Source organism: Vibrio sp. D173a (genome assembly GCF_030248475.1).
Map to the genome: position 1 here is coordinate 1 of NZ_JAHGAH010000062.1, position 16,732 is coordinate 16,732.

General features: G+C 44.6%; 16 protein-coding genes and 1 pseudogene. 12 read left to right on the forward strand and 5 right to left on the reverse strand.

All coding sequences use genetic code 11. From position 1 onward, the window contains the following. Positions 1-746 precede the first annotated feature (746 nt). The 10 genes from KIV40_RS07060 to KIV40_RS07105 all read left to right on the forward strand — a co-directional run bounded on the left by KIV40_RS07060 (position 747) and on the right by KIV40_RS07105 (position 8,192). Positions 747-1,145, forward strand: a complete 399-nt coding sequence (locus KIV40_RS07060) for an ATP synthase subunit I (RefSeq protein WP_012129611.1) — start codon at positions 747-749, stop codon at positions 1,143-1,145. Then, positions 1,146-1,913: a F0F1 ATP synthase subunit A gene (gene atpB, locus KIV40_RS07065; RefSeq protein WP_012129610.1), complete on the forward strand. Its 768-nt coding sequence runs from the start codon at positions 1,146-1,148 to the stop codon at positions 1,911-1,913. Between the two features lie 49 nt (positions 1,914-1,962). Beyond that, on the forward strand, positions 1,963-2,199 hold the full coding sequence (gene atpE, locus KIV40_RS07070; RefSeq protein WP_004727739.1) for a F0F1 ATP synthase subunit C: 237 nt from the start codon (positions 1,963-1,965) through the stop codon (positions 2,197-2,199). Positions 2,200-2,242: 43 nt separating this feature from the next. Continuing rightward, a complete protein-coding gene (locus KIV40_RS07075) occupies positions 2,243-2,713 on the forward strand; it encodes a F0F1 ATP synthase subunit B (RefSeq protein ID WP_005431830.1) in 471 nt (156 codons plus the stop codon). 8 nt (positions 2,714-2,721) lie between these two features. Continuing rightward, the gene (locus KIV40_RS07080; RefSeq protein ID WP_103411645.1) at positions 2,722-3,264 is read left to right on the forward strand and encodes a F0F1 ATP synthase subunit delta; all 543 of its coding nucleotides are present in this window, start codon (positions 2,722-2,724) and stop codon (positions 3,262-3,264) included. A 12-nt stretch (positions 3,265-3,276) separates the two neighbouring features. Next, positions 3,277-4,815 (forward strand): F0F1 ATP synthase subunit alpha, encoded by a 1,539-nt coding sequence (atpA, locus tag KIV40_RS07085; protein WP_285348472.1) that lies wholly within the window; start codon positions 3,277-3,279, stop codon positions 4,813-4,815. A gap of 21 nt (positions 4,816-4,836) precedes the next feature. Next, positions 4,837-5,697 (forward strand): F0F1 ATP synthase subunit gamma, encoded by an 861-nt coding sequence (atpG, locus tag KIV40_RS07090; protein ID WP_255903252.1) that lies wholly within the window; start codon positions 4,837-4,839, stop codon positions 5,695-5,697. Positions 5,698-5,720: 23 nt separating this feature from the next. Next, positions 5,721-7,106: a F0F1 ATP synthase subunit beta gene (gene atpD, locus KIV40_RS07095; protein ID WP_285348474.1), complete on the forward strand. Its 1,386-nt coding sequence runs from the start codon at positions 5,721-5,723 to the stop codon at positions 7,104-7,106. A gap of 15 nt (positions 7,107-7,121) precedes the next feature. Further along, a complete protein-coding gene (locus KIV40_RS07100; protein ID WP_285348475.1) occupies positions 7,122-7,559 on the forward strand; it encodes a F0F1 ATP synthase subunit epsilon in 438 nt (145 codons plus the stop codon). Positions 7,560-7,766: 207 nt separating this feature from the next. After that, on the forward strand, positions 7,767-8,192 hold the full coding sequence (locus tag KIV40_RS07105; RefSeq protein ID WP_050906301.1) for a bifunctional diaminohydroxyphosphoribosylaminopyrimidine deaminase/5-amino-6-(5-phosphoribosylamino)uracil reductase RibD: 426 nt from the start codon (positions 7,767-7,769) through the stop codon (positions 8,190-8,192). Between the two features lie 210 nt (positions 8,193-8,402). Here KIV40_RS07105 and KIV40_RS07110 read toward each other — a convergent pair whose 3' ends face one another. The 3 genes from KIV40_RS07110 to KIV40_RS07120 all read right to left on the reverse strand — a co-directional run bounded on the left by KIV40_RS07110 (position 8,403) and on the right by KIV40_RS07120 (position 11,820). Next, positions 8,403-8,621: a hypothetical protein gene (locus KIV40_RS07110; RefSeq protein WP_005533302.1), complete on the reverse strand. Its 219-nt coding sequence runs from the start codon at positions 8,619-8,621 to the stop codon at positions 8,403-8,405. A 257-nt stretch (positions 8,622-8,878) separates the two neighbouring features. Continuing rightward, positions 8,879-10,492: a VRR-NUC domain-containing protein gene (locus tag KIV40_RS07115; RefSeq protein ID WP_285348477.1), complete on the reverse strand. Its 1,614-nt coding sequence runs from the start codon at positions 10,490-10,492 to the stop codon at positions 8,879-8,881. Between the two features lie 95 nt (positions 10,493-10,587). Continuing rightward, positions 10,588-11,820 (reverse strand): OFA family MFS transporter, encoded by a 1,233-nt coding sequence (locus KIV40_RS07120; protein WP_134977930.1) that lies wholly within the window; start codon positions 11,818-11,820, stop codon positions 10,588-10,590. A gap of 576 nt (positions 11,821-12,396) precedes the next feature. On the opposite strand from KIV40_RS07120, the gene KIV40_RS07125 reads away from it, so the two are divergent. Continuing rightward, positions 12,397-12,753 (forward strand): hypothetical protein, encoded by a 357-nt coding sequence (locus KIV40_RS07125; RefSeq protein ID WP_005447150.1) that lies wholly within the window; start codon positions 12,397-12,399, stop codon positions 12,751-12,753. A 231-nt stretch (positions 12,754-12,984) separates the two neighbouring features. Here KIV40_RS07125 and dcuC read toward each other — a convergent pair whose 3' ends face one another. Next, on the reverse strand, positions 12,985-14,352 hold the full coding sequence (gene dcuC / locus KIV40_RS07130) for an anaerobic C4-dicarboxylate transporter DcuC (protein WP_285348478.1): 1,368 nt from the start codon (positions 14,350-14,352) through the stop codon (positions 12,985-12,987). 382 nt (positions 14,353-14,734) lie between these two features. Then, positions 14,735-15,858 (reverse strand): annotated as a pseudogene (locus KIV40_RS07135) (acyl-CoA desaturase). 293 nt (positions 15,859-16,151) lie between these two features. Between KIV40_RS07135 and KIV40_RS07140 the strand changes: the two are divergent. Next, on the forward strand, positions 16,152-16,700 hold the full coding sequence (locus KIV40_RS07140; protein ID WP_005426812.1) for a GNAT family N-acetyltransferase: 549 nt from the start codon (positions 16,152-16,154) through the stop codon (positions 16,698-16,700). Positions 16,701-16,732: the final 32 nt, after the last annotated feature.

The following is a 16,732-nucleotide window of genomic DNA, read 5'->3' on the forward strand; positions in this document are numbered from 1 at the left end:
GTCAATATTAGTTTCATGGTGCGTAGCATGATCCTGATTCTAAAGAAAATCAAGCATCTTCAATGATCACGGGTATATTTATTTTCTTAACTTCTGACTGAAGTTGCTGTAGCTGATTAATCTTGTCTAGTAGGTCTAGGGATTGGTAGCCCATAGAAAGCAGTATTCATCATTTGACCTTTCTTTTTTGTTCTTTGATCGCGATTACCACATGAGGTGTGGGTTTTAATGTGCTACAACTGACGTAGAGAAATAATATATTTAATTCTTATCTTTTAAGCTTCTCTTTAAAAGATATTTCATTGCGATATTAAACAGGTTTATTAATTGGTTATATATTTGCAATTGCTATATTTAAAAATATATACCCTAAAATCACTTTTATTCCTTTCTAATGGAGTGTCACTTCCATGTGACAAGCTTTTCGTCTTAACCCTGATAAAGACGGCTTAATCAATGTATATTTCATTTTTGAAATGTTCAAACAAAATAACACTGCAAAAATGGAATGATAATTTGCAAGTTTTCCGTTTTAGATTATTAAAATTATCGGTGTATATTTCTGGGGAAGCGGAAATACGGAGTGATTCCGTTTTGATTTTTAAATATGTGAATAATAATTATCAGGTTAAATTTAATTCTGTGTATTAAATTTATCTTAATGTAATTTGTTGTCACTAGACAGCTTTGTTTTGTGAAGTTTAATTATCAGAAGTTTAATTCGAAATTATTTTAAAGGGTGATTTATGGAAGCTAATATTCACGACGATCCAATATTGGTGGCAGGCAAGAGGATTCTGATTGCTCAAGCAATTTTGGGTCTGGTATTCATCGCGTATGAGTACATGCGAAGCGGCTCTCTCAGTGCTGAGTCAGCGATTACTGGGGTGCTTATCGCGATTCTTCCATCTTTGTTCGGCATGGTATTCGCGTCCATTAAATCTAGGGTGAAACCAGAAGAGAGTTTGCGTGACCTCATGCATCTGAGTCGAAATATCAAAGTCATTTACACCATTGTGATGTTTGTTTTGACGTTTCGATTTATGGCTCTTCGCAACATCGTGGTCCTGATAGGCTTTTGTGTGACGATGTTTGGTCACTTCTTAACGCCGCTGTTCAGAGACCGCTTCGAAAGGAAGGCATAAATGGAGACTGTCCAGTCCGCTCATGAATATATTGAGCACCACCTGACCTTTCTCACCGCCGGCGACGGTTGGTTTGGAATTAACCTTGATTCCATGATCATGGTCTGGCTGACGGGGCTCGTTTTCATCCTTTCATTCCGTTATGCGGTGACGAAAGGAACGAAAGGAGTACCAGGACGATTCCAGTGTTTGATCGAGATAATATTTGAGTTCGTCGATGACATCGTAAAAGAAATATTTCAAGCCAAGGACAAGTTAATTGGTCCCTTAGCACTGACAATATTTGTTTGGGTGTTATTAATGAATGCCGTGGATTTGTTACCGATTGATTTAATTCCTGCACTTACTAGTGCTGTAGGCGTTGAACACTTTCGTGACTTACCATCCGCTGACATCAATATTACGATGTCTATGGCATTAGGCGTGTTTATTTTGGTTTTAGGTTATACGTTTAAAAACAAGGGCGTGAAAGGTTTTATTAAAGAGTTAACTACTCAACCGTTTTCACATCCGTTGTTATATCCAGTGAACTTAGTTCTTGAATTGGTAACGTTAATTTCTAAACCAATATCTTTGGGTCTTCGATTGTTTGGCAATATGTATGCAGGTGAAATGATCTTCATTCTAATTGCATTAATGCCGTGGTGGATGCAATGGGCACTAAGTGTTCCTTGGGCACTGTTCCACATTCTTATTGTTGTTCTTCAAGCATTTATTTTTATGGTGCTGACCGTGGTTTATCTCGGTATGGCTGTTGAAGAGCATTAATTTCAAAAATCTTGTTTCTTAATTAAAAAATTCAATTCTAGGAGTTGTTATGGATATCGTTAGCGCAGTTCTTTACGTGGCGGGTGCACTACTGATCGGTCTTGGTGCAGCGGGTGCCGCAGCAGGTATCGGTAACCTTGCAGGTAAATACCTTGAAGGTGTGGCTCGTCAACCTGATCTGACCCCAATGCTTCGTACTCAGTTCTTCATCATGATGGGTCTTGTGGACGCGGTGCCAATGATCGGTGTAGGTATCGGCTTGTACATCATCTTCGCTGTAGCGTAATTCGAATTAATAATTTTCATAACGTTATAGAAGAGAGGGTGCTATGAACTTAAATGCCTCAATGTTTGGTCAGGCGATCTCCTTCGTGATTTTCGTTTGGCTGTGCATGAAATATGTCTGGCCACCACTTGTAAAACTGCTTGATGAGCGTCGTGCTGAAATTGCCCAAGGTCTTGAGCAAACAGAAAAAGCAGCACAAGAGTTAGAACTGGCAAAAGCGAATGGTGAAGCGCTGCTGACAGAAGCTCGCTCAAAAGCTCAAGCCATCATCAACCAAGGTAAGCAACGTCAAGAACAGATGGTTGCGGAAGCGGTTGATCTGGCAAATCAAGAGAAAGCGCGCATTGTAGCAGAAGGCAAAGCAGAAGTGGAAAGCGAACGCAGCAAAGTTCGCCAAGAGCTGAAAGATGAGATGGCGGATCTGGTGATTGAAAGTGCCAGCAAGCTGATTAATCGCAATCTGGATAGCTCGGCTAACCGCGACTTGGTGAACCGCTTCATCAACGAAATGTAGGAGGGCACATGTCCGAATTGACAGTGGTAGCTCAACCCTACGCAAAAGCGGCGTTTGATTACGCACGCGACGTAGAATGCTTGGACGATTGGCAACAAATGTTTGCGATTACCCAAGTGGTCTTGGAACAACCTAACACACTTCTGGTCTTGAATGACCTTGATGAAGACGGTTCTGAACAACCATTGTTGGATCTGATTCTTCATGCTGGTGGTGAATGGTTGAATCAAAACTTCGAGAATTTTCTTCGCATTATGGAAGAGAACAAGCGCCTAAAAGCGCTCAGTGAAGTAAATGTTCAGTTCCAAGAGATGAAAGCGGATTACGAACGAACTATGACAGTAACAGTGCGTGTTTCAGAACCTCTGGATGAGGAACAGATGGCAAGGCTTAAACAAGCGTTAACCGAAAAATACGGTAAAGCCATCACACTAGAAACACAACTGGATCCATCCCTTGTAGGTGGTGTGGTGATCACAGCAGGGCAGACCGTGTATGACGGCAGTGTCCTCACCAACCTAAGCCGATTGGCGACCAACCTACATGTGTAACGGGGTATAGAAATGCAATTAAATTCAAATGAAATCAGTGAATTAATCAGAGAGCGAATTGTTAACTTCAACCTCGAAAGTGAAGCGAGAAATGAAGGTACTATCGTCTCTGTGAGTGACGGCATCATCACAATTCACGGTCTTGCAGATGTTATGCAAGGCGAGATGCTAGAACTGCCAAATAACCGCTTCGCGTTGGCACTTAACTTAGAGCGTCATTCCGTCGGCGCGGTTGTGATGGGTCCATATGCGGACTTGTCAGAAGGGATGAAAGTAAAAGGCACCGGTCGTATTCTTGAAGTGCCAGTCGGCAACGGTTTGCTAGGTCGCGTAGTGAACACGCTAGGTCAACCAATCGATGGTAAAGGCGCAGTGTCATTCGATCGTATGGACCCTGTTGAAGTGATTGCCCCTGGTGTTATCGACCGAAAGTCTGTAGACCAACCAATCCAAACTGGTTACAAAGCGGTAGACTCCATGGTGCCAATCGGTCGTGGTCAACGTGAGTTGATCATCGGTGACCGTCAGACAGGTAAAACCGCGATGGCGATTGATGCCATCATCAACCAAAAAGAACTGGGCGTTAAATGTATTTACGTTGCAATTGGTCAAAAAGCATCGACGATTGCCAACGTGGTTCGCAAGCTAGAAGAGCATGGTGCGCTAGAAAACACCATTGTTGTGGTTGCGTCAGCATCAGAAGCGGCAGCGTTGCAATACCTAGCGCCATACGCAGGTTGCACAATGGGCGAATACTTCCGTGACCGTGGTGAAGATGCGCTGATTGTTTATGATGACCTATCAAAACAGGCGGTGGCTTACCGTCAAATCTCACTACTGCTAAAACGCCCACCAGGTCGTGAAGCCTTCCCGGGTGATGTTTTCTACCTCCACTCACGCCTGCTAGAACGTGCAGCACGTGTTAATGAAGGATACGTAGAGCGATTCACTAACGGTGAAGTGAAAGGCAAAACCGGTTCTCTAACCGCACTGCCAATCATCGAAACTCAAGCGGGTGACGTATCGGCGTTCGTACCAACCAACGTAATCTCGATTACTGATGGTCAAATCTTCCTACAGACTCAGCTATTCAACTCAGGCTTACGTCCAGCGGTTGACCCAGGTATTTCGGTCTCTCGTGTTGGTGGTGCAGCACAAACCAAAGTGATCAAGAAGCTGTCGGGGGGTATTCGTACCGCGTTGGCGCAATACCGCGAATTGGCAGCATTTGCTCAGTTCTCTTCTGACCTAGATGATGCGACACGTCGTCAGCTTGACCACGGTGAGAAAGTAACGGAACTCATGAAGCAGAAACAGTACGCACCGATGACCGTTGCTGAGCAAGCACTGGCGATCTTTGCGGCAGAGAAGGGCTACCTCACTGATGTGGCGTTAAACCAAATCTCTAGTTTTGAAGATGAGTTGATGGCATTTGGTCGTACTAACGCGCAGCCGCTACTGGATAAGATTAACCTATCCGGTGATTACAACGACGAGATCGAGAGTGAGCTACACAGCTTGCTGAAAGAGTTTACTGCGCTGCAATCGTAGGACCACTAACAGGAGTCCGTTATGGCAAATACCAAAGAGATTCGCACCAAAATTGCTAGCGTGAGTAGCACGCAAAAGATTACGAGTGCGATGCAAATGGTCGCCGCCAGCAAGATGCGCAAAGTGCAGGAGAACATGCAGGCGTCCCGTCCTTATGCAGAGAACATGCGTAAGGTTATCGGTCACGTCTCGTCCGGTACGCTGGAGTATAGCCATCCTTTCCTTCAAGAACGCGAAGCGAAGCGAGTGGCTTACATCATCATCTCATCCGATCGAGGTTTGTGTGGTGGCCTGAACAGTAATTTGTTCAAAAAAGTATTGGCAGAAATGCAGGACTGGCAAGAGAAGGGCGTCGAAGTAGACACGACGCTCATCGGTTCTAAAGCAATCAGCTTTTTCCAGTCCCTCGGGAAAGTAATGGCGCAGACTTCTGGCCTTGGTGATGCACCAAAACTGGAAGATATGTTGGGTGCGGTTAACGCCATGATGGAGCACTACTCCGAAGGCAAAATCGACCGCTTGTTCCTTGTTTACAACCAGTTTGTAAACACCATGGTGCAAAAACCAACGGTATTACAAATGCTGCCGTTCCCGAAAGAAGACATTTCACGTGATAAAGAGGCTCGTTGGGATTACCTCTACGAGCAGTCTCCTCAAGACATTCTCAACCACCTGATTCAACGCTATGTGGAATCACTGGTTTATCAGGGTGTGGTTGAGAGCATCGCTTGTGAACAAGCCGCGCGGATGATGGCAATGTCTGCCGCGACTGATAATGCAGCGCAACTGATTGAAGACCTACAGCTGGTTTACAACAAAGCGCGTCAAGCGGCGATTACTCAAGAGTTGAGTGAAATTGTATCCGGCGCACAAGCGGTTTAGAGAGAGAATTTGAGGTTTAAATTATGAGTATTGGCAAAATCGTCAAAGTCATCGGTGCGGTGGTCGACGTCGAGTTCGAACAAGGCAAAGGCCCAAAAGTTTACGATGCACTGAAAATCAACGATGGCAGCGATGGCTCACTGATGCTGGAAGTTCAGCAACAGTTGGGCGGCGGTGTGGTTCGCTGTATCGCAATGGGTTCTTCAGATGGTCTTAAACGTGGCCTAGAAGTGGAATCCACGGGTCACCCGATCACGGTTCCAGTTGGTGAAGAAACTCTAGGTCGTATCATGAACGTGTTGGGTCATCCAATCGATGAATGTGGTCCAATCGGTGAGCAAGTGTCTTACGAAATTCACCGTGATGCACCAAGCTACGAAGAGCAATCTAACAGTACTGCGCTACTAGAAACGGGCGTTAAAGTCATCGACTTGATTTGTCCGTTTGCGAAGGGCGGTAAGATCGGCCTGTTCGGTGGTGCGGGTGTAGGTAAGACGGTAAACATGATGGAGCTTATTAATAACATTGCTAAAGCTCACTCAGGTTTGTCGGTATTTACCGGTGTAGGTGAACGTACTCGTGAGGGTAACGACTTCTACTACGAAATGAAGGAAGCGGGCGTTCTCGACAAAGTAGCCATGGTTTACGGTCAGATGAACGAGCCACCGGGTAACCGTCTACGTGTTGCGCTAACAGGCTTGACCATCGCAGAACGTTTCCGTGATGAGGGTCGTGACGTACTGTTGTTCGTGGATAACATTTACCGTTATACATTGGCAGGTACCGAGGTATCCGCATTGCTTGGTCGTATGCCATCTGCAGTAGGTTACCAACCAACACTGGCAGAAGAGATGGGTGTGCTTCAAGAGCGTATCACGTCGACTAAGAATGGTTCTATCACTTCTATTCAAGCGGTTTACGTACCAGCGGATGACTTGACTGACCCATCACCAGCAACCACGTTTGCGCACTTGGATGCGACGGTGGTACTTAACCGAAACATCGCTGCAATGGGCTTGTACCCAGCGATTGACCCGTTAGATTCGACGTCTCGTCAATTGGACCCATTAGTAGTAGGTCAAGAGCATTACGACATCGCTCGTGGTGTGCAGCAGACATTACAACGCTACAAAGAATTGAAAGACATCATCGCCATTTTAGGCATGGATGAACTGTCTGAAGACGACAAACAAGTGGTATCACGTGCTCGTAAAATTGAACGTTTCCTCACTCAGCCATACCACGTAGCAGAGGTATTTACAGGCGACCCAGGTGTTTACGTTTCTCTTGCCGATACAATTCGCGGCTTTAAGGGGTTGTTAGCGGGTGAATACGACGATATACCTGAGCAAGCGTTTATGTATTGCGGCAGCATCGATGAAGTGCTTGAAAAAGCGAACAAACTGTAAAGCGCGGGAGGCAATATGGCCATAGCGGTTTCACAAAATACGTTTCAACTGAATGTGGTAAGTGCAGAGGGCACACTTTACTCAGGTCCGGCACACGCTATTGCGGTAGCGGGTGCGGATGGTGAGTTAGGTATTCGTCCAGGTCACTCCCCACTGATCAGTAAAATCAAGCCGGGTGTTGCTCGTATTACCGGTGACTTGTCGAAACCTGAAGAGATTCTGTATGTCTCTGGTGGTTTGGTCGAAGTCCAATCTGATGTGGTGACTGTATTAGCGGATACTGCGCTTCATGGTAAAGACATCGACAAAGCAAGGGCGGAAGAAGCTCGCAGAGCGGCGGAAGAAAACATTCGCGCGCATGTGGACGACATCAGCTTTGCACAGGCACACATGGAGTTGAACAAAGCATTGGCGCAACTTCGTGCAGTAGAACTAACGATGAGAATTCGTTAATCACTTTTTCGGAATGCGGTCTGAAGAGTGGTAATCAACGGGGCAACTTCGGTTCGCCCCGTTTTATTTTTTGTGAAAATCATAAAGGGATTGATTTGTTTGGAGAGGCCAAACGTAAGAGCTTTTCAAACACTTTTATATGGCGAGGAAAGCATGCTGGCGTTAGAATCCATCACCCAAATTTTGAATAACGAGTATCAGATCCAAATGAGCCAACAATTTATGCTTCGTGCGTTAGAAGTGTCACGCAACGCGCTGCCTGCTTGTCAACCAAACCCACCTGTTGGTTGCGTGCTGGTCAAAGACGGTGAAATCGTATCAGAGGGGCATACACAGGCGATTGGTGGCAATCATGCAGAAGTTGAAGCTCTCAAGGCTTACAAGGGCGATCTAAGTGACGTGACCGCGTATGTAACACTAGAGCCCTGTTCGTTTGTTGGACGTACACCTGCTTGCGCAAAAACCTTAGTGACTTGCGGCATTAAAAAAGTGGTGGTTGCCATGTTAGATCCTGACCCTCGAAATGCTGGTCGTGGTATCGACATCCTAAAAGAGGGCGGCGTAGAAGTGGAAATTGGCTTGTGCAGTGAAGAGGCGAGTACGTTCCTGTCGCCTTACTTAGGAAAGTCATAACCTTACGTTGGTTAGGTTTCTCTAAAGCCCCGAAATCTCGAAGAGCGACATGGATATCATGCCGCTCTCAGAAGTAGCTCGTCTAATTTATTATTGACCAATTCGTCTTAGCTGTGTGTTGCGAGATAGAGCACCATGAAAGGTGCGATCAAGCCAAGTGATGCCGCCATGCTGAAATAGATTAAAAATGCCTTCTTCATAATGAACTCCTCAGATTGCTAGATTTCTTTCGTAGCGACCAACGATATAAGCGACATATCCAACTTTGAATACACCTGCAAAGATGATCGTGCCGATGTGTGCGATGGCTTGTTGAATGATCGAGAAGTGATTTGCGTAAGGAAAACTGATCAATATTGTTGTGCTCATTACTGCCAACGATATAACCATTACGATCCCACCAAGCATTGATACAGTTTTAAACTCCATAATCACACCTCTTAACGTGTATTTTATATGCATGTTAATGTTTGAGGAAAAATTGTCAATAAAAAGATGAAGATCAAAAGCTAGGAGGTTTGTTTAGTGACAGGAAATGGCGTCCTTTTAAGGCATAGTGATATACCTTAAAAGGACGCTAACGTAGACTATGATTCATCGAAGAATCATATTTAAAAATCGAAATGAAAGATTGGTGGAGAAGAAAACCAAGCTGCAAAACGAAGATGATTTTGCCTCTCCTATTATCAGATTGCTGTTACATAACAGACTGAGAACGGCACATCGAGGCGATTGAACTCCTTGATCCAACGCCATTGGTTATCTTGGAGTTTATCGCCTGGACCTTTCACTTCTATCCACTCAAACTTCCCATCTTTAAAAGCTATCAAATCCGGCATGCCGTTTCGATAGAGTTTTAGGTCGCTTAACTGCACGTTAAACAGTTCGACCAACAGGTCATTAGGGATGTGTTCAAGTGCTAGGGAAATCAGCTCTTCGTTCACATACGCCCAACTGACGAAGGGATTACTTACCCCAACTTTATCTCTGTATGTATCAATCAGCGCCTGCGTCTTCCCTTGTTGAACTTGCTCAAGCGCATTGTCGATAAGCTGCTTTCTTTTATCGGCAAAATCGGCGTGATACAAATCCAACGGTCGATGTTGATAAGCGTTGATGAATGCGCCTTCTCTCGGTGCAAAAATCGCATCCCACAAGGTCAATCCTAACAAGCTGTTGAGTAGGGTATTCTCGGAATAGAAAACGGTCCAACCTAAACTTTCGAAATGCGCTTTGGTTGCCAGTTCAACACGTTGATGTGATAGATCTAATTCGATGTGGTATTCGCTGCATTTTGGCTTTGTGGCTCTCGGGACTTTCAATCCTTGTTTACGTTTAACGCGTTGTTCAAGCTTTTGTGCCACCTCAAATTCAGAGACATCGATAGGGTCAGTGAGCATTTCAGTGACAATGTCACTAAATGAATCGTTTTGCTCTAGCTTGTCGTAGATGCGAGCACGACGTTCTCTGCTTGGGGTGAGTGCGGTTTTCTCAAACAAGGCAATTGCAATCTCAAGCTCGTTTATGCGCTCGTAATCACGGGCAATGTCGTTAATCAGGTGCTCGCGCTTACGGTCGACGTAGCGATGTTCAACCTGTTCTGGAATTGCTTCGATAAGAATATTGAGGTTCGCTTTTTGTTTTCTGTCGCATTGCCAATAAATGTTGGAGAGTTGGCTGAGTTCAATAAGGCGATCGATTTGCTCTCTGCTCTCAAAGAATCGACGCGTTTTACTTAACTGGTATTGTTCGAATTGGTGCAAGCCTAAATCGTCGAGCACGAATTGGCTAAGGTCTTGATGGGTATTCGCAAAAAACAGCGTCAACAAAACATCAATCATGTGTGCGGAGTTAAGCTTAATCACTGTGAAATCCAGAGCCTCAAATAGCTCGAAACGCTCTTCACTCAAGCATGCCACTAACGCCTCTTTCTTGAGGGATTTAGGATGCTCAGGATAGAGCGTGACGATTTCTGGCTTGGTCAGTAGATTCGCTGCTAATTCTTGCGTTGTTAGGTCTGGGGAGAGCGAGACAAAATCATGAGCTGCCAATTCATCCAAAGCCGCCTGGATGTTCTCGATTTCTTGATAGCTGAGTTTGTCGCTGCGAAACCAACACCCTTTACGGCCGTAAAGACGTACGAGAAGGCATTGTGCGGGTTTGTTTAAGCTACCAAACGCGGACAGCCATTGGTGTTCATCTTTGGTAAGTAAGTCGCTGTACCACTCGGTAGCGTGCTGTGTGAGCTTAAAGAAGTTATCGAGATAGTAATCTGGCGCGAGTGAGACGGTGTTTTCCATAACCAACTAACAATAAAAAAGGCTTAACCCATAGGTTAAGCCTTTTTCGAATCAATTTCTGCAGATCTATAAGATAAATAGACCTGAACTGGCGATTAAGCGTTTTTCAGTTGCGCTACTTTCGCTTCAGTCAGTGGCTTAGTGATGAACGCTAGTACGATACATACCGCCATCATTGCCGCTGAGATAGTGTAAGCAAGCGTGTAACCGTCACCGTTAGTCATTGAGAAACCAACAACAGCAGCACCGATTGCACCACCGATACCCCATGCTGTGTAAAGCACGCCGTAGTTAGTACCGTAGTTCTTCAGACCGTAGAATTCAGCCGTTAGAGTAGGGAATACTGCTAGAAGCGTACCGTAACCTACTGCTGCGATTGCTGTACCGATGATTAGCGTGAACTCAGTTTTGAATGTTGCGAACAGAACCATGTTGATGCCCTGTAGAACGAACGCTAGAAGAAGAGTACGTACGCCACCGATCTTGTCTGCAAGCATACCAGCTGCTACACGACCGCCTGAGTTAAATACCGCAAGGATAGACGCTAGGTAAACCGCGTTTGGTAGGTTCGCTTGAACGCTTGCGATAGTTGTGATGTTACCGATGATCATAAGACCAACAGAAGCTGCGAACGCGTACATGATCCATAGAGAGTAGAACTGTGGCGTTTTAAGCATTGCTTTCCAAGTTAGGTCGTCAGACTTCTTCACAACCTTAGGTGCTTGACCTTCTTTTACTTTAGGTTCAGCTGGCGTGTAATCCGCTGGTGGGTTGTTGATTGTTGCTGCTAGAGGAACAGCGATAGCAAGGATACCAACACCAAGAACTAGGAAGCTCGTTTGGATGCCCATGCTGTCGATCAGCGCAGAAGTCACAGGAGCTAGGTAGATAGCTGCTAGACCGAAACCTGCTGCGATGATCCCGTTAACCATACCTTTCTTAGATGAGTGGAACCACTTCATTGCTGAAGGAGAAAGACACGCGTAACCAAAACCGATACCTGCACCAGTGATCACACCGAAAGTGATGTTCAGCATTAGTGGTGAGTTAACAAAACCAGACGCGATCATGCCTAGACCTGTTAGAACAGTACCTAGGATAAGGATCAAACGTGGACCCATACGGTCTTGAAGAATACCTGCAACAAGAAGACAGATAGAGAAAGTAATAGTTGCAGTCGCGTAAGGTGCAGATGCTTCTGCTGCGCTCCAGCCTGACTCAGTCACTAGTGCTTTGTTGAATACACTCCAAGCATACAGGATGCCAAGACAAAGGTTGATACAGAATCCTGCTAGCAGGATGCGCATAGCTTTATCAATCTTGCTCATTTTTGTTCTCAGTAATACCTCTTGGCGGATAGCAAAGAGGGGTCGGTTTAAAGATGGGGTTTACTCAAAATAAGTTTGCGTTTTTCAACGTATAACGTAATGAGCGCGGATTATAACCAATAAATGTGTGATTGGAATCTCTTTTTACCCCTAAGACTAAAAGTAATTTGAAACATTAAAAATGTTTGTAATGGGATGGTTTTATATATGAAGGAAATGTTGATCTAACGTAAAGGATCGTTGGTTTGGTAGTGAGATCCTAAGTGAAACGAGATGGATAGCGTGAAGTTAAGTGTTTGGCTCACAGTTTAAGCAAAAAGTTTCAAAATATTTTAGTGTTAATGTTCTGTAACAAAAGTGGCCAAAATAGCGACTGTTTTCTGTAAGTGCAGGATCTAAAGGGTTTATAAATTAGAGAATGTTAACCACTTGTAATAACTTAATTTCGAAGAGGAGGGTGGACATAAAGCGAGCAAAAAATGTGCTTGTAATTGCTAAATAGATAAGCAAAATAAGGCGCAAAATGAGTTTTCATTAATGAAAGGATGCTTTTCTCTACTCGTAGTGAGGTGACTTATGAAATTGTTCCTATTACTTATGGCTTCTGTCTCTGCAGGTGTCGCATCAGCAGATCACATCCATTCATTCATGCTAGGTCTTTCTATTGCATCGCTTGCAGTAGGTAGCTGCTACTTCTTCGCATTCCGTAGTTCGCGTTTCCCACAGCTTGCTTTGTTCCTACTGATCTGTGGCATGTTATCTAAATTGACGATTACAGTGATCGGCGTAATGTGGGGTATGTCAGCAGAGCTGATTACTTCTCCTATCGTGTTTGCTTTGTCTTACTTGTTCTTCTCACTAGCAGTAACCTACCTATGGTTCAGCTATCGTCAAAGCATCACCAAGATTCCAGAGCGCTTTAAAGCTGCTTAATCAGCGTCACTTATAGCCGAATACAAAAACGCCAGCGTTCATAGCTGGCGTTTTACTTTGTGCCGTTAAAGCGTCACGGTAAGCGGCGGTTCTGGAACTTCCAAGAGACACATTGTGTATTCAATGCGGAGTATTAAGAGAGGGGATAGGTGACGATAAGGTGTATTGAATGGATAAAAAAGCTCGACATAGAAGCCGAGCTTTTGTTGATTTGCGCGATGTAACTGCAGTTTATGCCGTCATTGGTACAAGCACCATAGTACCGATGATCACAGTAATCAGACCTGCGAGAATGGGCACTGATGTACGCTTCACTACTTCGAATGGGCTGATGTTTGCCATACCAGAAGTCGCAACGATTACACCAGATACTGGCGAGATAGTACGGCCTAGGTTAGAAGCTTGTAGCATTGGGATGATTAGGAACGCAGGGTTTAAACCCATCTTCGCAGCCAGTGAAGGAGCAAGCTCTACGAACGCATAGAATGGAGCGTTACCAGAACCTGTCGCAATCGCAGCGGCAACAGTTAGGCCAGTTAGGATAAGCATTAGTGCAACACCGCCAGCACCTGCATTGTCTGCAAGATGAAGTAGGTTATCGATAGCACCAATTGACATTAGACCTTGTGCGAATACACCCGCCGCAACCAACAGCATTACTACGCCTTTGAACGCATCTGCCATACCTGCATAACATGAATCAAGATCTTCAAGCGACTTCTTACCGTCAAATTTGTTCACCACATAGTGAATCACGGCACCCAAGAAGATAGAACCTACCACGATGGTGTAGATGTCTAGAGTCAGGCCAGGAATCGTACGACCGTTGAATAGGAATACGCCGATGATTGGCAGAAAAGGAAGAACAGCATAGAACGCTGGCGCATCTGCTTTGATCTCAGATACGTCGATCTTTTCCATTGGCGTGTTGTCTTTCTTATCTAGGTATTTATTCCAGAAGAAAGCCGCTGCAGCCATTACGATGATTGCACAGATAGAAACAGGCAGTACGGTTTGAACCGCGAACACGTCAAGTGCTAGGCCTGATTTTTCTGCCGCGATAACCACGTCACCAGAAGTTGGCGAAAGGATGATTGCCGCAGGTGAAGCACACACTGCTACCGCAGCAGGGCGAGAGATACCCATTGCCGTCATCATTGGGAATAGGGTAGCCATCAATAGCACGCCTAGACCTGTTGCTGAACTCACTGCAAGAGACATCAAACATGCCACGATGTAAGCCGCTATCAAAAGGACGTATGGAGACTTGATGAAAGAAAGCGGTTTAGAGAACTGTTTTACTACTACATTGTTTGCGCCGATGTGTGTCATGTAAGACGCGAAGCCACAAAGTAGCATGATTTGCATACCAAGGCCGCCGCCACGGTATTGAAGCATGTATTTTACGTACTCTAGTGCGTCCGTCACCATATTACCCGTTGAGGTTACTTTTGATGGCAGAACGTCATGGCCAAGGATGCCAGTCATTAGAAGCAAACTAATACCCGCGGTTAATAACACGCCAGCGGCTTTGTAGCCTTTGACAATGAAATAACCCACAGCAATGGTCACTACCAAGCCAATTAAGAGCTCTAACATAGGGTTGTCTCCAGATATTATGAAAAAAAGAAAGAAACTGTTTCAGTTTATGTCTGGGAATTTACAGAATTCTTTCCTGTGGCACGAGACTAAATTAGAGCTAGCATGATCTAAAACAAATAATAGATTAATAAATAATTGCCTTGGATTATATTGTTTAAATTACGTTTTTTAGGTGTTATGTACTGGTTTTACGGATTTTAATGAAACGAAAATATGAACAATTTATCGAATAAAAATCGTACGAAATGATTAAAAAGTGGGAAAAGTGATACTTCGAGCTAGATCACGTTAAAGGGGCTTGATTGTACAAAAAAGCTCCGAATGATCGGAGCTTTTGTTTTGAGGTCGTTATTTCAACGTCGTTATATTGAAGCGCGGATTAGGCGTAGCGACGTACTAAAAGGTTCCAACTGCGTTGTTGACGCTCAAATTCTTCTTTAATTTGTTGGTACTTCAACTTTGATACCGAGCGCTCGTATTTTTTCACTACTGTCGCTGTTTTCTCTCCGAGCACTTCTTTGCGCACTTCGTAGTATTCCTGCATATGATGCACTAATGCGTCGAACTCCTTCTGAAGCTGATCACGAATCGACTGGCTGTTTGGCTTACTCTCTAGTTTTTCTTTGGCTTTCTTCAATAACTGCGTCGCGCGTGCTTTTTCTATGCGAAACGTTGACGTCGTACGAAGCTTCGTTGTTAAGCCCAACCAAGAACAGGACTTGATCAGCCATTTGGTTGGATCGTAGTGCCACCAGTAAACGCCATTACGGTAATCATTCTCAAAGATGTGATGGAAGTTGTGGTAGCCCTCACCAAAGGTAAAGAATGCCAAAATGCCATTGTCACGAGCAGTGTTTTTATCGGTGAAGGTTTGTTTACCCCAAACATGTGCCAATGAATTGATAAAGAAAGTCGTGTGATGGCTCAAAAACAGGCGAGCAGCACCAACGATCAGGAACATTCCCCAGATATCACCATAGATAAGACCCAGTAAAAGAGGAAAGCCGATATTAGTCACAATAGCTAAAGGAACGTAATACTTGTGCTGCCATGCAACGATTTTGTCTCGCTTCAAATCGCGACAGTTCGTGTACTCGTTCTCTCTTGATTGGTTGTAATCACGAAGCATCCAACCAATATGCGAGTACCAAAAACCGCGTTTCGCTGAATACGGGTCTTTGTCGTTATCGTCGACATGTTTGTGATGAACTCGATGATCAGAGGACCAATGCATCGCACTGTTTTGAAGAGAGAAGGCACCACCAATGGCAAAGATGAATCGTAAAACTGGGTGAGCTTCGTAGGTTTGTGGCTCCATAGGCGGTGATAACCCGCGGTAATGGAGAGATTGGTAAAGCTAAAGGCGAGAATGCCCCAGATCAAATGTTCCCAACCTAATCCGTAATGGTATGCATACCAAGGCAATACAACGAAGGTCAGTATAAAGCTGGCAGAAAATATCAATATATTCAGCCAGATAAGAGGCGGTTTATTATGCGTCACGGTGTGTCCCTAACTTTGAGCTAACAACTGTACGCCAGAATATCAGCGTACACGTGTAAGTCAAACTAAAGTTAGATGACTTTGTTTCGAGTTGTGACAGTTCTATCGTTAAGGGCAAGCTCGCAATAAACAGCGGTTGTCGGTGGGATATTTTGCTTTTAAACGGATAATGAGTAGTATTAATCAATGAGCTGTGGCTATAGATTTGTAAAATCTGCCAATAATATGTAGTTAATGAGGTGGAAAATGCCAAAGCTCGTTAGAGAAGCAATAAAAGAACATAGGAATACGTAATGGAATTACGATTAGCGGAATATAAGGATTATGAACGCATCGCGCAGTTACATGCGGACAGCTGGAAGCGTCATTACCGCGGAGTGTTAAGTGATGCGTACTTGGATAGTGAAGCCATCGACGACAAGCTGTTGATATGGCAAACGCGCTTAACCAACCCGCCATTCAACCAACACATTGTTTTAGCAGAAGAGGGGGGACTTCTTCTTGGTTTCATTTGCGTGTTTGGTAATCATGACTTTGAGCGTGGTAGCTTTATTGAGGCATTACACGTTGATGATAGCTACCGCGGAAGAGGCATTGGTAAACAGTTACTTCTTGCTGTAGCAGAATGGCACCAGCAATACTTTAAGGACAGTGGGTTATACCTTGAGGTGGTCTCCCAAAACGAACCTGCGGTTGAGTTTTATCAACACATTGGTGGACAAGAATGCCAAGAGCGAAACTGGAAAACGCCAGGTGGTAATGAAGTGCTAGAGAAAGTGTTTCGTTGGTCAAGTGCGCAATCACTCGTTAATGGCATCGAAGAGAACGTGGTTTACTCATAGCCCTTGTCGTTGACTTATACCCAAGTAACCTC